Annotated in this window: 9 protein-coding genes; 4 read left to right on the top strand and 5 right to left on the bottom strand. The window is 35.2% G+C overall.

The window, feature by feature from the left end; all coding sequences use genetic code 11:
* Positions 1 to 44: 44 nt before the first annotated feature.
* Positions 45 to 1,175, top strand: coding sequence for an aminotransferase class III-fold pyridoxal phosphate-dependent enzyme (locus J2Y60_RS01290; RefSeq protein WP_309912520.1), 1,131 nt, complete (start codon positions 45 to 47; stop codon positions 1,173 to 1,175).
* Positions 1,176 to 1,237: 62 nt separating this feature from the next.
* Here the strand turns inward: J2Y60_RS01290 and J2Y60_RS01285 are convergent, their stop codons facing one another.
* Positions 1,238 to 2,512, bottom strand: a complete 1,275-nt coding sequence (locus J2Y60_RS01285) for a hypothetical protein (protein WP_309912522.1) — start codon at positions 2,510 to 2,512, stop codon at positions 1,238 to 1,240.
* Between the two features lie 119 nt (positions 2,513 to 2,631).
* Here J2Y60_RS01285 and J2Y60_RS01280 point away from each other — a divergent pair, with 119 nt between their 5' ends.
* The gene (locus tag J2Y60_RS01280; RefSeq protein ID WP_309912524.1) at positions 2,632 to 3,135 is read left to right on the top strand and encodes a DUF2911 domain-containing protein; all 504 of its coding nucleotides are present in this window, start codon (positions 2,632 to 2,634) and stop codon (positions 3,133 to 3,135) included.
* 67 nt (positions 3,136 to 3,202) lie between these two features.
* Here the strand turns inward: J2Y60_RS01280 and J2Y60_RS01275 are convergent, their stop codons facing one another.
* Positions 3,203 to 3,430: a hypothetical protein gene (locus J2Y60_RS01275; RefSeq protein ID WP_309912526.1), complete on the bottom strand. Its 228-nt coding sequence runs from the start codon at positions 3,428 to 3,430 to the stop codon at positions 3,203 to 3,205.
* A gap of 486 nt (positions 3,431 to 3,916) precedes the next feature.
* Between J2Y60_RS01275 and J2Y60_RS01270 the strand changes: the two genes are divergently transcribed.
* Together J2Y60_RS01270 and J2Y60_RS01265 are read left to right on the top strand one after the other, a co-directional pair.
* Entirely contained in the window at positions 3,917 to 6,034 is a 2,118-nt protein-coding gene (locus J2Y60_RS01270) for a SurA N-terminal domain-containing protein (protein WP_309912528.1), read from the top strand.
* A gap of 173 nt (positions 6,035 to 6,207) precedes the next feature.
* Positions 6,208 to 9,513, top strand: a complete 3,306-nt coding sequence (locus J2Y60_RS01265) for a DUF1553 domain-containing protein (RefSeq protein WP_309912530.1) — start codon at positions 6,208 to 6,210, stop codon at positions 9,511 to 9,513.
* Between the two features lie 31 nt (positions 9,514 to 9,544).
* Here the strand turns inward: J2Y60_RS01265 and J2Y60_RS01260 are convergent, their stop codons facing one another.
* The 3 genes from J2Y60_RS01260 to J2Y60_RS01250 all read right to left on the bottom strand — a co-directional run bounded on the left by J2Y60_RS01260 (position 9,545) and on the right by J2Y60_RS01250 (position 17,753).
* Positions 9,545 to 11,920, bottom strand: a complete 2,376-nt coding sequence (locus J2Y60_RS01260; RefSeq protein ID WP_309912532.1) for a BamA/TamA family outer membrane protein — start codon at positions 11,918 to 11,920, stop codon at positions 9,545 to 9,547.
* 23 nt (positions 11,921 to 11,943) lie between these two features.
* The gene (locus J2Y60_RS01255) at positions 11,944 to 16,902 is read right to left on the bottom strand and encodes a translocation/assembly module TamB domain-containing protein (protein ID WP_309912534.1); all 4,959 of its coding nucleotides are present in this window, start codon (positions 16,900 to 16,902) and stop codon (positions 11,944 to 11,946) included.
* 125 nt (positions 16,903 to 17,027) lie between these two features.
* Complete coding sequence (locus J2Y60_RS01250) at positions 17,028 to 17,753, bottom strand: hypothetical protein (protein WP_309912536.1); 726 nt, start codon at positions 17,751 to 17,753, stop codon at positions 17,028 to 17,030.
* Positions 17,754 to 17,953 lie beyond the last annotated feature (200 nt).

The following is a 17,953-nucleotide window of genomic DNA, read 5'->3' as shown; positions in this document are numbered from 1 at the left end:
TTACTGACAGCTCAAGGCTGACAGCTCGAAGCTTATCGCTAACAATGAATCTTTTTAATGTTTATCCACTTTACGACATCACTCCTGTAAAAGCAAAAGGTAGCTACCTTTGGGACAAAAATGGTGTTGAATACCTTGATCTTTACGGAGGGCATGCTGTTATTTCTATTGGTCATGCACATCCATATTATGTTGAAAAACTGACAGAACAATTACAAAACATTGGTTTTTATTCAAACTCTGTCAATATTCCTATTCAAAGCGAATTAGCGGAGAAATTAGGTAAGCTTTCGGGTTGCGAAGAATACGATTTATTCCTTTGTAATTCTGGGGCAGAAGCCAACGAAAATGCGTTAAAAGTAGCTTCTTTCTTCAATGGCAGAAAAAAAGTAATTGCTTTTTCAAAGGCTTTTCATGGTAGAACAGCGGGTGCTGTTGCCGTAACAGATAATAAAGCCATTGTAGCCCCTATAAACTATGATGAGCACGTTACTTTTTTACCATTCAACGATGCAGCAACGCTTACAGCAAATGTAACGGAAGAAACTTGTGCGGTAATTATTGAAGGTATTCAAGGAGTTGGCGGTATTAATGTTGCATCAGATGAATTTCTAAAAGCCGCTCGTGAGGCTTGTGACAAAACTGGAGCGATTTTAATCTTGGATTCCGTACAATGTGGTTACGGACGTTCGGGTAAATTCTTTTCACATCAGTTCTCAGGCATCAAACCAGACTTAATCACCACTGCTAAAGGTATGGGGAATGGCTTCCCGATTGGTGGTGTATTTATTGCACCAAAATTCAAAGCTAAACATGGTATGTTAGGTACAACTTTCGGTGGGAATCACCTTGCTTGTGCGGCTGCTGTGGCTGTCTTGGATGTGATGAAGGAAGAAGCTTTGATAGAAAATGTAGCTAAAATGGGCGAATATCTATTTGAAAAACTTAGCAAACTGGAAGGTATCAAAGAATTACGTGGTCGTGGATTAATGATTGGTATTGAGTTTGAACAACCTGTTGATAAAATCAGAGATTCATTATTATTTGACCACCATATTTTCTGTGGATACGCTGGCAAGCATACGTTGCGTTTGTTACCAAGCCTAGCTATTACACAAAAAGAATGTGATACGTTTTTACAAGCCCTAGAAGAAGTTATTTCAGTAGTGGCTTAATTTAATAGAGGCATACATAAAAAGCTGAAATAAGATAGTATACCTTATTTCAGCTTTTTCAATTATAGCCGGATAGCTTTATTATCTTTCACATAAAACTTAGCATTTCTTATTTCTCCTGCTCCTTTAAAAGATGCCCGTAGCCCAACAATCATTCCTAAACTTTGTTTAAAATCACCCTCAAAAGCCAACTTTTGGTTAATAAATATCTTAGCTTCACGGTTTTTCACTTCCATTTTAATATGTATCCAATCAGAAAAATCTACTCCAAAGCCAGATAAATCTAAGGTTTTACCCTCGTATAGCTCATTACCTAAAACAACATTCAATTCACCAACACATCCTTTGATTGAAAGTGGAATGACATGTGCGCCGTTCATACACATTAAAACTATTTTCGTTTTATGACAAATGCCGTCTCCACGATTAAACGTATTTTTAATGTCTGTTTCAAAAACAAAATTATCACTAGGTATCTGTAAATCTTTTTGCACTTTAAAAATACTTACCCAAGGTATATTCTTTTCTAAATCAAATTTTTGCCCTGTCAAATCTTCTTCATCAATCGCTATCACATTTTCTTTGGTAGCTTGCTTTTTAGGTAAAAAAACAGGCATAGATTCTTTATCTATTGTCCTTAGCCAACCATCAGTTTCAATATATAAATCATGTTCTTTAACAATCGAATCATTGAGCACCAGTTTAGCTTTATAATAACCTGGTAAATAATAAGTATTCGCAAACTGATGTTTATTTTTATCTACTTTAACACGAAGTTTACTATCCCAGCTTTGTTGTATGAATACGCTATCAGCATTAGAATCTTTTGCATCATAATAAAACAATACAGTATTAGGCACGCCTAAAGTCACGGGCATACTACTAAACAATACTTTACCATAAGTAAGAGGCCTAGATTTATGTTGAAATGCCCAAATACCTAATAATAGGCCAACCATGAAAAAGCCTATGACCCAAAAATATCCTTTTGAAATACTTCTTGGAGGAGTATTCGTAACAACCGCAGTTTTATGAGGAATTTCTTCATTGACATCTATCTTAGGTTGAAAGCCATTTGAAGTAAAAGCTCGCCAATTTTCATAATGAATAAATTGAGCTAAAGCATTCAGTGTCGTCAGATTGGGTGTGCTATCATAACGGACTTTCCCCCACAACCTTTTTAAGGTACTATTGCTCAGTGAAACTTTAGTTACTTCAAATATTCTTTCGCTCAGTACATCAAAATCTTGATTTTGCCAGTGTTCGCTATCCCCCCACTCTAATTGTTTTTCAATTAGTTCTTTACATTTATCAATATAAAATTTTTCGTTAGTCATTACTAATCAGTGTGATACATTTTGAATAAACTTGAACAAGTGATGAACAAGTAGCTTCAAGAAGTTATAGTCAAATTTGAGGCGATAAATTTACTTATTCACTCAAAAGTACAAAAAAAATGAAAAAGACTATTTTGTTATTGACCTTACTCTTATTGAGTATCCAATTTTTTGCACAAGATAAAGCTACACGCCCTAGCCCTCCTGCACAATTAACCACAAGCATCAACGGGAAGTCCATCGTTATTGATTACAGTCAACCTGCTGTAAATGGACGAGAAATATGGGGGAAACTAGTTCCGTATGGACAAGTATGGCGTGCGGGTGCTAACGAGACAACGGCTTTTACTACTTCAAATGACATAGCAGTAGAAGGCAAAGCATTATCGGCAGGAAAATATGCCTTCTTTGTTATTCCAAATGAAAAAGAATGGATTATCATTTTTAACAAAACGATAAAGTGGGGTGCATTCAGTTACAAACAAGATGAGGATGTTTTACGCGTTACTGTACCCGTAAAGAAGGCTAAAAAGTTTTATGAAAGACTCACTTATGAAGTTTCCTCAAAAAATGAAATATCATTGCTTTGGGAAAATGTTAAAGTAAGCTTTAAAATAAAATAAATTATATTTTCACACAGTGAGACGACTTCAATATTTCAAGTCGTTTTACTGTGTGAACAAAAAATCTTTATTCTGATAAAACTTTCCCAATAATCTTACTCCAAACAAACGCTTCGTATTGAGAATCAATATTGTTTGACGATTTCTTGTTTATATCATAAAGAGCCAATAGCCGCTCATAGGTTCTTTTATTAGTGTTAGAACTATCTTTCCATCTAAAAACCTCACAATTTTCAGCATCAGTTGCTTCGCCACTGAAATGTCTTGATAATGATATGTAATCAATCTTTTTCATAAAATGGATGAAAACGAAAAAAAACAAACTGTTATAAACTATTGTAAGTTAATTAGATGCTATCTATATCAATAGACTTAGTATTAATTAATAAGTAACAAAATTTGAACAAAAATTATTAAAAGTATTATAAATACAATAAGTAAAAAAAAACAATGCCACTGTACAAAATCCTATAGTATAACAGCAACAAATAAGATGATTATCAAACACTTACACCAATAATTATCCAATTACATCTACAAAGTTCACCTCTTATTTAAGGACATATTATGGCACAATACTAACATTTATGAATTGATAGAGCTTATCCAAAATAATTCAGATTTTGATATTAGCCAATAAAGTAATTATTTTGCGTTTCTTTTGGGTTCTATAGAGTCTATCAGAAGGATTAGTATCACATTATAATTTCATTATCAAAAACCTTGTCTTTGATGCTTTGGAGCTGATAGATAGCGAAAATCAATAACTTAATATTTAAAAATGGCATTAATTACCAAAATCAGAGAAAAGTCGGGGATTGCGGCGGCGGCAATCGCCATCAGTTTAATTCTCTTCCTTGTCGGTGGAGACATTTTTCAAGGTCGTTCGAGTTTTTTCGGCTCTCCCAAAGATGTAGTTGGTGAAATCGGAGGAGAAAAAATCAAAAATCAAGATTTTCAAAAGAAAGTTGACGAAATTACGCAACAATACACACAGCAATCGGGTCGTGGTCCTGGAGAACAGGAATTAGCGATGATTCGTGACCAAGTTTGGAACCAGTACATCATGGATTTGGCCTATGGCAAAGAATATGAAGCATTAGGATTAGCGGTTTCTCCTGCTGAATTGGTTGACATGGTACAAGGGACAAACATTCACCCATCTGTTCGTCAGCAATTTACTAATCCTCAGACTGGTCAGTTCGATAAGGGTTACGTTATTCAATTTTTGAAAAATTTCAAATCTTTGCCTCCTGCTCAACAACAAGCTTGGGTAAATTTTGAGAAATCATTGAGCCAAGATCGTTTAAGAACGAAGTATGAAAACCTTTTAAGAATGTCAACATATACTACCAATGTTGAAGCTCAAAAAGACTATACTGCTCAAAATTCAAAAGTGGATGTGCGTTATTTATACGTACCTTTTTATTCAGTAGCGGATTCTACTATTAAAGTAACAGACTCTCAGTTAGAAGACTATTTGTCATCTCATAAAGATTTATTTAAAGGACAAACTACTCGTTCTATTGAATATGTTACTTTCCCAATTATTCCTTCAAAATTAGACACTGCTTCTTTCTACAACGATATCAAACGTTTGGCGAAAGAATTAGCGATTGCTAAAAACGATTCAGCTTTTGCAATGATGAATTCGGACATTAAAACTCCTTATTATTCTACCTTAGCTGAAATTCCAGAAGCAGTAAAAGGACAATTAGCTAATATGACCCCAGGAGGTATTTATGGCCCATTCAAAAATGGCTTAACATACTCTATTTACAAATACGGTGGTATTCAAAAAGATTCATTATTCACAGTTCGTGCTAGCCATATCTTAATCAATGCGCCAAAAGATGCTTCTGATTCTGTAAAAGCGGCTGCTCGTAAACGTGCTGAAGGTATCTTAGCTCAAATTAAAGGTGGTGCAAGCTTTGAAGCAATGGCACAACAATTTGGTACTGATGGAACTGCTCAACAAGGTGGAGATTTAGGTTACTTCAAAAACAATGGTGGAATGGTAAAACCTTTCGAGAACGCAGTTTTTGGTTTCTCTGGAACAGGTTTATTACCAAACATTGTTGAAACTGATTTCGGTTACCATATCGTAAAAGTAACAGAAGCTAAAACGAACACTCGTTATAAATTAGCGGCAATCAACCGTACTATTTCTCCAAGTCAATCTACTATGGACGAAGTTTTACGTAAAGCTGATGCTTTTGCTGTAGCTAACACGACAAAAGCAGCATTTGAGGCAAGCTTGAAAAAAGACAAATCTTTATTGATGCTTCGCGGAGACAGAATCCCTGAAGGAGCTAGTAGTTTCAATAACTTACAGAATGCACGTGATATTGTTCGTTGGGCATTCAACGAGGATACTAAAGTAGGTGATGTTTCAGAAGTATTCCAAAATGATAATCAATATATCGTTGCTTTAGTAACAGGAAGTACTGATAAGGATGAAGTAAAAGTTGATGATTTCAGAGAAGAATTAACAGCAAGAGTAAAAAGCGAATTGAAAGCAGAACAAATTGAGAAAAAGTTAGCTGGTATTTCAGGTACTTTAGAACAAATTGCTCAGAAATACGGTGCAGGTGCTTTAGTTGAAACAGCTACAGACATCACGTTAGCGCAAGGTGTATTAAGTAGTGCAGGTGCTGACCCTACAGCGATTGGTAAAGCATTTGGTTTAAAAGTTGGAAAAAGATCTAAGCCTTTCAAAGGTGAAGGTGGTGTTTTCATCATGGAAACTACTAAGTCTACTCCAGCACCAGCTATTGCAGACTTAACACTTTATAAGAACTCAGCAAAAATGATGGCTGCTCAAAGAACATCATTCTATATCAACGAAGCAATCAAAGAAAATGCTAAAGTTGTTGATAACAGAGCTAAATTCTTTTAGTAGTTATTAAAAATATTCTTAAAAAAAGCACTTCTTCGGGAGTGCTTTTTTTGTGGCTAAACTTCAAAGAGAATCATCATCAGTCTTCTGTAAAGTATACCCTATAACACCTTATTAAATTTAAGTATTTCAAGATTATATTTACTTATACTTTTAACGACGAAAGTAAAGTTATGGTAATCTCAACGTTTAAAAAATCAGCAATATTTTTATCCTGCATACTTCTATTAGCTTGTGGTAGCACAGAAACACCTGCTGAGCTAGCAACTATTGAAAGTAAACTTCCAGATAAGATTGATTATAATATTCATATCAAACCTATTCTATCAGATAGGTGCTTTAAATGTCATGGGCCTGATAAAAACAAAGTAGAGGCGGGTTTGCAATTAACAAATTTTGAAGGGGCTACAGAAAAGCTAAAAAGTGGAAACAGGGCTGTTGTAGAAGGCAATATTGATAAAAGTGAGTTAATTAAAAGAATCCTTTCGCATGACCCTGATATGGTGATGCCTACTCCAAAATCTAATTTAACACTAACAGATGAAGAAAAAGCCTTATTGATAAAATGGGTCAAACAAGGGGCTGAATACAAAGAACATTGGGCTTTTACGAAGATTGAAAAACCAGAAGTGCCAACCGTAAAACAACATGAATGGGTTAAAAATCCTATCGATAATTTTATCCTACAAAAACTAGAAGAACAACATATCAGCCCTTCCCCTCATGCTGAAAAAGCTACTTTGCTTCGTAGGGTTTCTATGGATATTACGGGACTACCTCCTACTGTTAAAGAATTAGACGCCTTTTTAAAAGATACTTCTCCGAATGCTTATGAAAAAGTAGTAGATAGATTATTAAAGTCGCCACATTATGGTGAAAAAATGGGTGTCGAATGGCTAGATATTGCACGCTATGCCGACTCGCACGGTTATCAAGACGATGGCATAAGAAATGCATTCCCTTGGCGTGACTGGGTAATTAATTCATTTAATAGAAACCTGTCTTATGACAAATTTGTTACTTGGCAACTAGCAGGTGATTTATTACCAAATCCTACGCAAGAACAATTGATGGCTACTTGTTTCCTGAGGAATCACCCACAAACACAGGAAGGCGGTGTAGTTGATGAAGAATATCGAACCGAATATGTCATTGACAGAGTAAATACCTTTGGTAAAGCATTTTTAGGCTTAACTGTTGAATGTGCCAGATGCCATGACCATAAATATGACCCAATAGCCCAAAAAGAATTTTATCAGTTATCTGCATTTTTTAATAACAACAACGAATCAGGCATTATTCCTTACAATGGTGAAGCTTCACCGACTGTAATGATTCCTACTGCTGATATTCAAGCTAAAATTGATTTTATTAAGAAAAAAATAGCTCCTTTTGAGGAGGCTATTAAACCTACCTATCCAATCTATCGTAAGAATTTTGACCAATGGGTATTAGCTGCCCAAAAAGAACCCTCAAAATTTGCCACAAGCAATAAAGACCTTGTTGCTAATTTCTCTTTTGAGCGTATTATTCCTAAAACAAATAAACGCTTTGATAATAATCTTAAGAAAGAAGTAATTGAGGTAAAAAACATTGCTTATCAAAATACCGCGGTAGATTCTATCGGTGGGTGGATTGCCGGTGATATGGACAGAAGACCCAAGTTTATTAAAGGGAAAGTGGGAAATGGCATTTTATTTAGAGGTGATTGTGGTATTGATTTCCACAGGGCTTTGGATTTTGAAAGAGTGCAGCCATTTTCTATAAGTCTCTGGATAAACCCTCTGAAAAAAGGTGAGCATGGTCCTATTTATAATTCTTCTAATGGCGAGTTTGAAGGACAAAGAGGCTACAAGTGTTGGCTATTGTCAGATGGCTCTTTGCAAGTAAGCCTTAGCTATGTTTGGCCTGCTAACTGTATTGATATCATTACGACTGATAAAGTACTTTACAAACAATGGCAAAATATTACGCTTACGTATGACGGAAGCAGTAAAGCATCAGGGGTAAAAATTTATCAAAATGGTCAAGAAATGAAGACGACTGTATTGGTTGATAATTTAAAAAAGTCAATGAAATTTGGCGAACATCATACCAATTGGTCGAGTTTACCTTTTATGATGGGGAAAGAATTTCATGAAACAATGCAAAATTTTGCGGTAGATGAATTAAAAATTTATACGCGTCAATTGTCTCCAATAGAAATACTAGGACTTGCCAAAAACAAAGAACAGGTTTCTGACATTCTGAAAACACCTCGTAATGAATGGACGGCGACACAAGCGCAACAGCTTTTTGATTATTTCAGGCTAAATTTTGACCCTTATTTCTCTGCTTATTCCAGAAATCTCCTCCAACTGAGAGAAAAAGAAAATATTTTGGCTACCGACATCAAGGAAGTAATGATAATGAGCGAACGAAAGATTCCACGAAAAACCTTTATACTCAATCGTGGCTCTTACGATGCTCCTTCTACAGAAGTAACTCATGGCGTTATTAATAAATTGCTACCTTTTGATGATGATTTACCCAAAAATAGATTAGGGTTAGCCCAATGGCTTTTAGATGAACGCCATCCGCTTTTTGCTAGGGTTGCGGTGAATCGTTTTTGGCAAAACTACTTTGGCTTTGGTCTTTGCAAAACTTCTGATGATTTTGGAAACCAAGGCGAAATGCCATCACACCCTGCTTTGTTAGATTGGCTGGCTACTACTTTCCGAGAGTCTGGCTGGAATATCAAAGCCATGCAAAAATTGATTGTAATGTCTGCTACTTATCAACAGTCTTCAAAAAAGCGTAAAGATTTAATGGAAATTGATTCCGAAAATCGGTTGCTCGCCAGAGGACCAAGTTATCGTTATGCACATGAGCAAATCAGAGATGCCATTTTAGAAGGCAGTGGTTTGTTGGTGCATAAAATTGGTGGGTCAAGCGTATATCCTTATCAACCGAGTGGCATCTGGGAGGCATTGGCTACTAGAAATGCTACTTCCTATCGTCAGCAACATGGAGATTCATTATATCGCAGAGGATTGTATACTATTTGGAAACGTTCCTCTCCTCCTCCATCCTCAATTACATTTGATGCTCCAGAAAGATACTTCTGTGTAGTAAAACGACAAAAAACATCAACGCCTTTGCAATCGTTGATTATGATGAATGACCCACAGTATAATGAAGCTGCTAGAAAATTAGCGGAAAGAATGATGCGTGAAGGTGGGCAAAGCCCAGAAACTAGAATTACGTTCGCTTATAAAGCCATGATTTCGAGGTATCCTCGTCCTACAGAAATCAATGTGCTAAAAGCATTATATCAAGAGGAATTGGCTGATTTGAATAAAAAACCTGCCAGAATAAAGGAACTTTTAAGCGTTGGTGAGTCACCCATTGACCAAACCCTTAATCAAAAAGAATTAGCGGCTAATACTGTATTAGCCATGACGCTCATCAATTTTGATGGCACGCTCATTAAACGATAATCACAAGAATGCCTATACCAATTGCCATTGGTTAGAATGGATAACCAATGGCAATATTCAATACTAAATTCTCTTTTCTCCAATCAGGGCTACCTAAATTAAAATCTTTCAAGACCCAACGCTCGTTTTCTGGCAAATATGGCTTGCGTACTGGTGTTGCTAAATCGAAACGAAGTACTAAATAGTTAAAGTCTAATCGTAAACCTATCCCCGTACCTATCGCTACTTGTTTGTAAAAATCTTTGCCAAATACGGCATCAGCACCATAAATATCCGCATCATTCTGCATCCAAACGTTCCCCGCATCAATAAAAATAGCTCCGTGGATATATTGGTTAAATTTGGCTCTAAGTTCAGTATTAAATTCTAATTTAATATCACCAGATTGCCCACCGATGGTTTGTTCCAATAATGAACCTGTTCTTAAATAACTTCCTGGTCCAATAGTTCTTGCTGGGAAAGCACGAATACTGTTATTTCCCCCTGCTACATATTGTTTTACGGTTGGCAAAAAGTATGAATTACCGTAAGGTAAACCATAGCCTACTAAGAAACGATTGGCTACACGAAGCGATTGGTTGATACGATAGCTATATCTAAAGTCAGCATCAAATTTTGCATACTGTGGATAGGTTACTCCAAACAGTGTTGTTGATGAACCATCACTTGATGTTAATTTAGATAATAGACTTGCCAAATTACCTGCCACTTCTACACCCCCTGTAAATGAAAAGTTATGGGTACTGTTTGCTTTATTTTGAGGCATATACGAAAACGTATAAGCCGTACTAATAATGATTTTATTATCAAGAATCTCTTCGTACAAAATTGGATTTCTAAAATACTCTAAAGCAAAGTCTTCACTGAAATTAAAAGCTTTTACTAAATTGACCAAAATAGGGGTAAAAGAATGTTCTATGGCTGTACTTTGTTTCCATGCATAAGTAAGCGATGTTCTGAGGGATGTAAGGTCATACAATCCTCCTCTTTTTAGTTGTTCATAACCGACATTAATGCTTGTTTTGGGTAAAGACTGATTTTTAGTTGGGTTGATAGTAACGAAGGGAATTGTAAACCTCGGTAAGGTCAAATTACTTTCTATCGAAAATCTAGTAGTATTCAACGCACCAAGTGTACTACTTGCTCCTCCTACTTGAAATTCAATCCCAGCATTGGCAGTAACTTTCAATAATTCTGCCCCTTTGAACGCATTTTTATTTACCCACGATATACTGATATTAGAACCCGTATAGTTGTTGGATTTAGTCGTTCCATTCAAATCAACCACTACAGATTTTGCTTTTAGAGGGGTTAAATAATAAAACACATCTAAAAGTGCTGAGTCTGACCGAGGGACTAATTCAAATGTATTTTTTACAAATTTAAAGTTTCCGTTCAAGTTGATTAATCTCGATAAGGATACGTCTTGAACATTGCTACTATATTTTACTCCACGACGAAAACCAATCGCATCAGCAAATATTTTTGGTTTGAATGATGCTGTTCTATCAAATACTTTTATACCATCAAAGTTTATTTCTTGTTTTTTTAGGGTATCAGCTGTCGTAGATTCACCATAATCTGATAATACGTGTACATCTCTAATCGAATAAAGTTTTCTGGCTACTTGTGATGTAGAAGGCTTTATCTCAAAAGTTAGATTTACTTTATGAGTGGCAAACGAAGAATCTGCTTTGATAATGATAAAATCTGGTCTGAAATAATAAAACCCTCGTCTTTTCAAGACTCTATCAATACGTTCACGTTCAGCGGTTATCACATCAAACTGATAAGGCATTCCTGTTTTAATCATTGATCTTGCTTTGGTAGCGACAAAAGCCTTACTGAAAACACTGCTATCTTTTACTGAAAAAACAACAGTATCAACGATGTATCTTTCATGTAAACTAACAGTATATTCGGCTGTAGCTTTTCTGTCTTTTTCAGATAATACCCCAAATGCAGACGACCTAAAATACCCTTGGTTATTTAATAATAATCCTATTTGTTTAGAATTAGCCCCTACTACACTTTTGCTTGCCAACACTGGAGGTTCGCCAAATTTTTTCCTAAAGAAACTCTTAAATCCTTTTTCGCTTTTGGGTTCGCCAAATAAATAATAAAGCCAAACCTTGTACGGGAAACCCAAAATTGTGGCATTTGGCTTAGGCTTAACAAATGCTTCAAGCTGTGTTTGAACTGTTTTAGCTTCTTTCTTATTAATAACAGAATCCTTCTGAATCTTAATTTTTGCTCCCACATACAGGCTTTCGCCAGCTGGTAATTTTTTAGTAACCGAACAGCTTGAAATGAATAATATTAAGCATATAAATGTGAAAAACACCATCCCTGTAGAGGATGATATTTTCCAAGGCTTTGAGGAATATATAAATGTTTTGTTGTTCATGTTGATTTCCTTATAGAGATAAGCTATTTACTTTTGGACTTGTTAAAAATTTCTTTAAAAGTGCCATATTCTATCGTTAGCGTAAAACCAATACCTGTTTCAACTACAAAACCATCTAAAACAGACTGAAATTGGTTTTTACGAAAAGCCTTAAAGAGGTAACGCCCATCGTTTGTCAATTTATAGTTGACTAGAAGGTTATCAAATACTTCCGAAGACCCCCTACTGATATTCGTTTGATTTTCTAATTCAAAATTTCGCCCAACTTTAATCTGAATCTTATCGTTGAAAAATGCTTTAGAAAGTCCAAGACTTAAATCAGTTCTAGCACTTGACTTTCCGCCATAAAAATCTTGAGTTGAGGATAAATTTACGTCTAAATCAACACCTTTGATAAGGTCAGAAGCTAGCTGATCTAGTTGGTCTGACAGTAACTTACTTACACTTTGGCGTGCTAAAGCTTCTGTACCACTACCACCACCACTACTTGAGAAAAAGTCGGATGATTTTTCAGAGAAAAATCTATTCAGAATCAATAAAGCAAATACTTGCTTGTTTACTTCATTGGCATCCAATTTATTCAAGCGAGCTTGAATATCGCTGATAACAGTAGAACTCACTAATTTCTGTGTTTCAGAAGGACGAATCTTGAACGTAATATCAGGCTTCGTCAAACGTCCAGCCATCGTTAGTAATACATCAAATTGAACTTTTTGTCTGAAACGGGCAACATCTTCAGTCTCATTCGACATCAAGTCGAGCGGTGCTGTTTCAGTGGTATATATCGCAGTAATGTTTACATCCGCATTCATAGGGTCGCCAGACCAAATAATGCTACTACCTTTTTGGATGGTAAACTGACGTTTAAGTACCTCGAATGTTAACCCATAGCTTCCCTCAGTAAGGTCGTAAGAACCTAAAATAAAGGGTTGTCCATCTGGCCCTATACCAACATTCAACCGTGCATTACCTTTTACTTTTAAATTATCTCCATTCAGCTCATCTACTACAATCGTGAATTCAGATTTATCATCGGCTTCTATATTGAGTGACATCTCAGAGAAAAAATCATTTACTACTGACAATTGTGCAGTATCTTCTTTAGCGAGTGCTTCGTTATTATGGTCTACAAAAATAACCACACCTTCGCTTTCACTTTGCTCATCTAAACTGGTTGGTACAATGACAGAAATATTGCTTTTTTCTCTGACTTTAATATCTCCTTCAATTTTAGCTGCCGATGAGATTCCTTGTATTGCCAAATGGGCATCTACAAAGCCTGTTCCATAGAAAAAGTCATTATCTTTTCTATTAGAGTTTAATACCATAAAGTTTTTGGTATCAACCGTCAAATCGTATTTTACATTAGGAATATCCGCTAACGATACCGTACCATCAATTTTCAAAGGCTGATTCAAGGTATCGCTCATCGTAAACTGCTTAAGGCGAATAGTAGTCCCTTCAAAAAATAATTGCTGTTTATCTACCAAAAACCTACTGCCAAGTTGCGAAACATTAAAACCGACATTATTAAAGCCTAAGTCACCTACTATCTGTGGATTAGTCGTCGAGCCTTTTATCGTAGCTTGCCCTTGCAACCATCCCTTTGCTTGTTTTAACTGACCAAAACTAAAGGCCTGTACTGTTTCAGCACCTAGCTTTCTGATTTCTAACCTCAAATCAAAAGGATTTTCATTGTTGAGGAAGTAATTTCCTGTTATTTGTAAGTCGTTATTGGCATTAACTAAGGTAGCCTTGGCCGTTATTTTTTCAGCCGTTTCATTGAATACATTGATGTCTAAATTACCGATAGAAGTCTTCTGGAAAAAGAAATCCGTCACTTTCACATCACCCGTAAATGATGGAGAAACCATATAATTGCTCAAGAGGATTTTCCCATCAATTTTTCCACTTGCCATTGTAGAGTCAGGCACAAAAAGCGTGACAAAATTCTCAATCCTAAAGTTTTCAGCCGTCACATTGATTGGTCCATTCGGTTCGCTAGTGGTACTAGTCACTAGTAAGCGTTGTTTCTCTTGTTCTATTTGAAAATTATTAATCAACAAGCCCGCTTTGCCATACTGTATAAAACCAGTAGAGTCAACAGCCCAATCTTTATAATTTAATTTTAACCCACCTTTTACTAAGCGAATTTTGTATTGATTATCGGCATTTTGAACCAATCCAGCCACTTCATTTCTATTCTGGTCTATAGAATCTTTGAAAATAGCTTTAAACGTTGCTGTATTGTTGGCGACAGTTCCATTCAAAAAAGTTTTTCTGAGCCTAAAAGCACTCATTTCTACCCCAGATAATCCAGCTTGATAGGTCAACGTTTGTTCGTTAGCATATACGTTAGCTCTAAAATTTGACACTTTAATGGTATCATATTCCAGATTGGGTGAAACTAAGCTTATCTTCATTACCGTATCAGCCTTGTTATTAAGCATTGCCGATAAGCGAACAGTATCTAGTCTAGTCAAGCCCGGCACAAAAGCCTTGAAAAGAGGATGTTTTACCACTTTTGCCTCAATAGATACGTTATAAGGCTCAGTAATAGGCTTATACGCAATATCAGGAATCGTGAAATAGCGATTGATATTTGTAAGGAAAATATCAGATAACTGTAAATAATTGAAATCTCCTTTTACGGTAGCCTTTAAAAAAGGTGCTTGAATATCAAATCTTTTTCCTGTTGAGGTATTTTGAGCCGTTAGAATGGTATTTTCAATTTTTATTGGCTTCCCATCTTGGAAAAGCGTCGCTTCATTAATTGTAATTTTTCCACTTGGATTATTCGGGTCAGTCGATGGCATATCAACATCTATATTCCCGTGAATACCGATATTATCAGCATAAAAACCAAGCGGTTTTAAGTTCAATTCTGAAATCGCTATGTTTCCTTGAATACCCGGAAATTCTTTCGATAAATCAACCTTTGAATCTATTCTTAGCGTAATATTTGGGTCTGTTATGTGGGCTTTTAACTGAGCAATTTGCTGTGCGATAGTACTCTCGAAAACTAAGTTTTTATAATTATATCCTTTTATTTCAGCCTCTTGAATAGTACCTTCAATAGCCGTATTCATTGTTTTTAGGTCTAACCCCCTGCCTTTTACTTTCGCATTCAACGTTAGTTTACCTACGTTTTCTGTTTGTTTGATAAACTTGCCAACTTCAAAAGCAGTCAAGCTCATCGTACCTTCGTATTGCTGATTTTTATCGGCTGTAATATTAACTAGTTTACCATTAAAGGCAGCCGCTCCCATATCTGTTATTACTTTGGCATTAATTGCCAGATTCTGGATTTTGCCATTAATAGTCCCTATCAAATTTACCTTATTAGGCAATTCAATGCTATTAGGAATGGTATTAGCAGGTGCTAATTTTAGTATATCGTTCTTAGTAAGCGAAACCTCTTTGATATTTAATTTTAAAGCAACTTTGTTTACATCTGGTAAACCAGTGATAGTTCCCTGCATGTTGGCTCTGGCCTGACCAAAGCCTGTCAATGAAAACTTACTAATATTTAAATTATTGACATATCCTGTAGCCAATCCATCCACTTTCACTAAAGCTTTTTCATTGCCTTTGAAAGGAGGCATTTTGGCAAATTCAGGCATCAATAATAGAATATCCTGAAAAGCAACTTGGCTATTTTTAAGGCTCAATTTAATTTTTGAAGCCCCTATATTTTTACTTAGCTGGTCAAAAGAAGCATAACTCAGCGATAGCTCGTCTCTGATAATGGTATTAGGCGTTTTGATATAGAGTTTTTTCAAAAATGCCTGACGATTAGTATAAGCAAAATCTGTCTGGAATCGTTGGAGTTCAAAGCCAGATTTTTCTTTGAATGAACTTGAATATAACCACCCTGAAATATTATCAGGAGAGAAATAGAAACGCTCTGCGTTCATTTTCAAGTTATTGATTTTTAAATTATTGGGGTCAAGTCCTTTCTTCAAAGCAACTTGATTTTGCTCTTGATATTCAATATTATTCTTATCGAAGATAATTTTATCTACCAATACTTTCCAATTACTAGGTGCTGTAGAGTCAGCCTTTAAAGGTACTTTGATTTTGTCTTTATTAGCTTTTTTCAGGAAACTAACTTTAGCATCTGTATTGTATAAATTGACAGATTTTAAATGAACTTTCTCACCCGCTAAATATACTTTATCCCCCTTCACATTCAATGCACCCAATTTTACAGTATTGACTAAACCTGCACTTTCTTCAACGATATTCCATTGAAAGTTTCTGGCATCAAATTCCCCAAAAGCTAAATCTAGGGTATCAGAAGTTGAGGTCGGTTCTGGTGGTGAATTTTTAGGCAAAGCCTGATATAATCGCAACGATAAGTTTCCACCATTCAAGGCTAATTTATCTAAATGATATTGAGAAATAGTGGGATTAATGTCTTTAAAGGATGTTTCAACGTTGTCTAATCTAACCTTTGCATCTACTCCTGTAACATCATCCAGATAGGTTACTCTTACTTTATTCAGTAAAATATTGGTTAAATAATAATCCAGAGGAGTGCTTTTCTTAGCTGTAGTATCAACAGTAACACTGTTGTCAGTGCTTGCAAATGCTTTTAAAATATAGTTGAAATTGAAGGCTGTATCAGGAAGGGTACGCTTTATGTTGATGTTAATATTTTCTAGTTCAAGTTTATTAATACTTACTTTATTCCTTAATAAGGCAAGCATATCAATATCTACATGAATTTTATTGCCATAAATTAAGGTATCGTTTTTGTCATCAGGCAGATAAACTCCCTCAAGGGCAATCCAGTCGGGAAAACTGTAGCTAATTCTTTTGATAGTAAATGGTTTTTTGAGTTTTTTTTGTAGGTAATAAACTACTTTTTCAGTTAAAAATAGTTCACCGGCGGGTGTTCTGAAATATAAGAATAGACTTATCAGAACAAGTACTAAACTTAGTAAAATAATGCCCGCTATTTTTAAAAATTGTTTCATTACTATTATTTCATATGGTTTAAAGCTAATGCAAATAGGTAATTATTTATCCATGTATGTGATGTGTGTTACAAAAAAATATCAATCCAATCTGTTCAATTGGATTGATATTTACTATTTATTTTTTAGCGTTTGAAAGTATTAGCGTCAAAAACTGGGTTAAAAATGAAGACGTTTGTCAACTTAACCACTTTTTTATCAATACTGCTGTAATAAGTACCTGCTGATGGATATTTTAATCCAAAATCAGAAGTTGTGTAAACATTATAATCTTGTGTAATTTCTTCACCAGTAGGCAATTTATATTTAGCCTTCGTAAGGAAATTAGTGATATTATCAAAATACAAATCGTGCTTGATATCTTTGCCCTTCAACTCAATATGGTGTAATCTTTGGGCTCCAATCACTTCTAAACCTACATAAGTAGCGATATATCCTTTCTGTTCATAATTCAAGAATGGTAACAAGAAATCGCCTACTTCTCTTTTCATATTCGCTTGTTCTTTTGCACTTAGGTCTTTTACGTCATAAATAATAGCCTTATCACGGCTTCCCGTCGGAATTTTCAAAAAGGCATCTGCAGTACTTTCGCCATAAATAAAACTACGCTTCATAATCGTTTTTGTTTTAAGCATAGAATTATCTACTAATGATGCCTTCACCTCCATGTCATAATCAGTGGCTGCATTGGCAACAAACGATTGCTTTAAGGTATAAGTCTTTACTTTCTTCCAAAGTGGCAAACCCCCAGTACTTTCATAAAATTTATTGAAGACAGAATCGGGTGATTGTGCAAAAGAATTGATAACCAGAAAACTCATTATCAATGTAATAATGCTTATTTTTTTCATGAGATACGTTTGAAATTAATGTTTTTAACTGCTTTTTGTCTATGGAACTCTAAAATACTCAGGTATATTGTTTATATAAACAGTGTTGTCTACTATAAATGGTTTTTTTTCCGAGATAAGTAAAATATTAATGTTTTTTTATGGAAAAATATCATTCTGTTTTAAAACAACACAAGGAATGCCGTAACATTCCTTGTGAA

The organism is Arcicella sp. BE140, from assembly GCF_031456255.1.
In the GTDB taxonomy this organism is placed as follows: domain Bacteria; phylum Bacteroidota; class Bacteroidia; order Cytophagales; family Spirosomataceae; genus Arcicella; species Arcicella aquatica.
The sequence above is the reverse complement of the archived record's forward strand: the minus strand, read 5'-3'. Positions and strand labels throughout refer to the sequence as shown.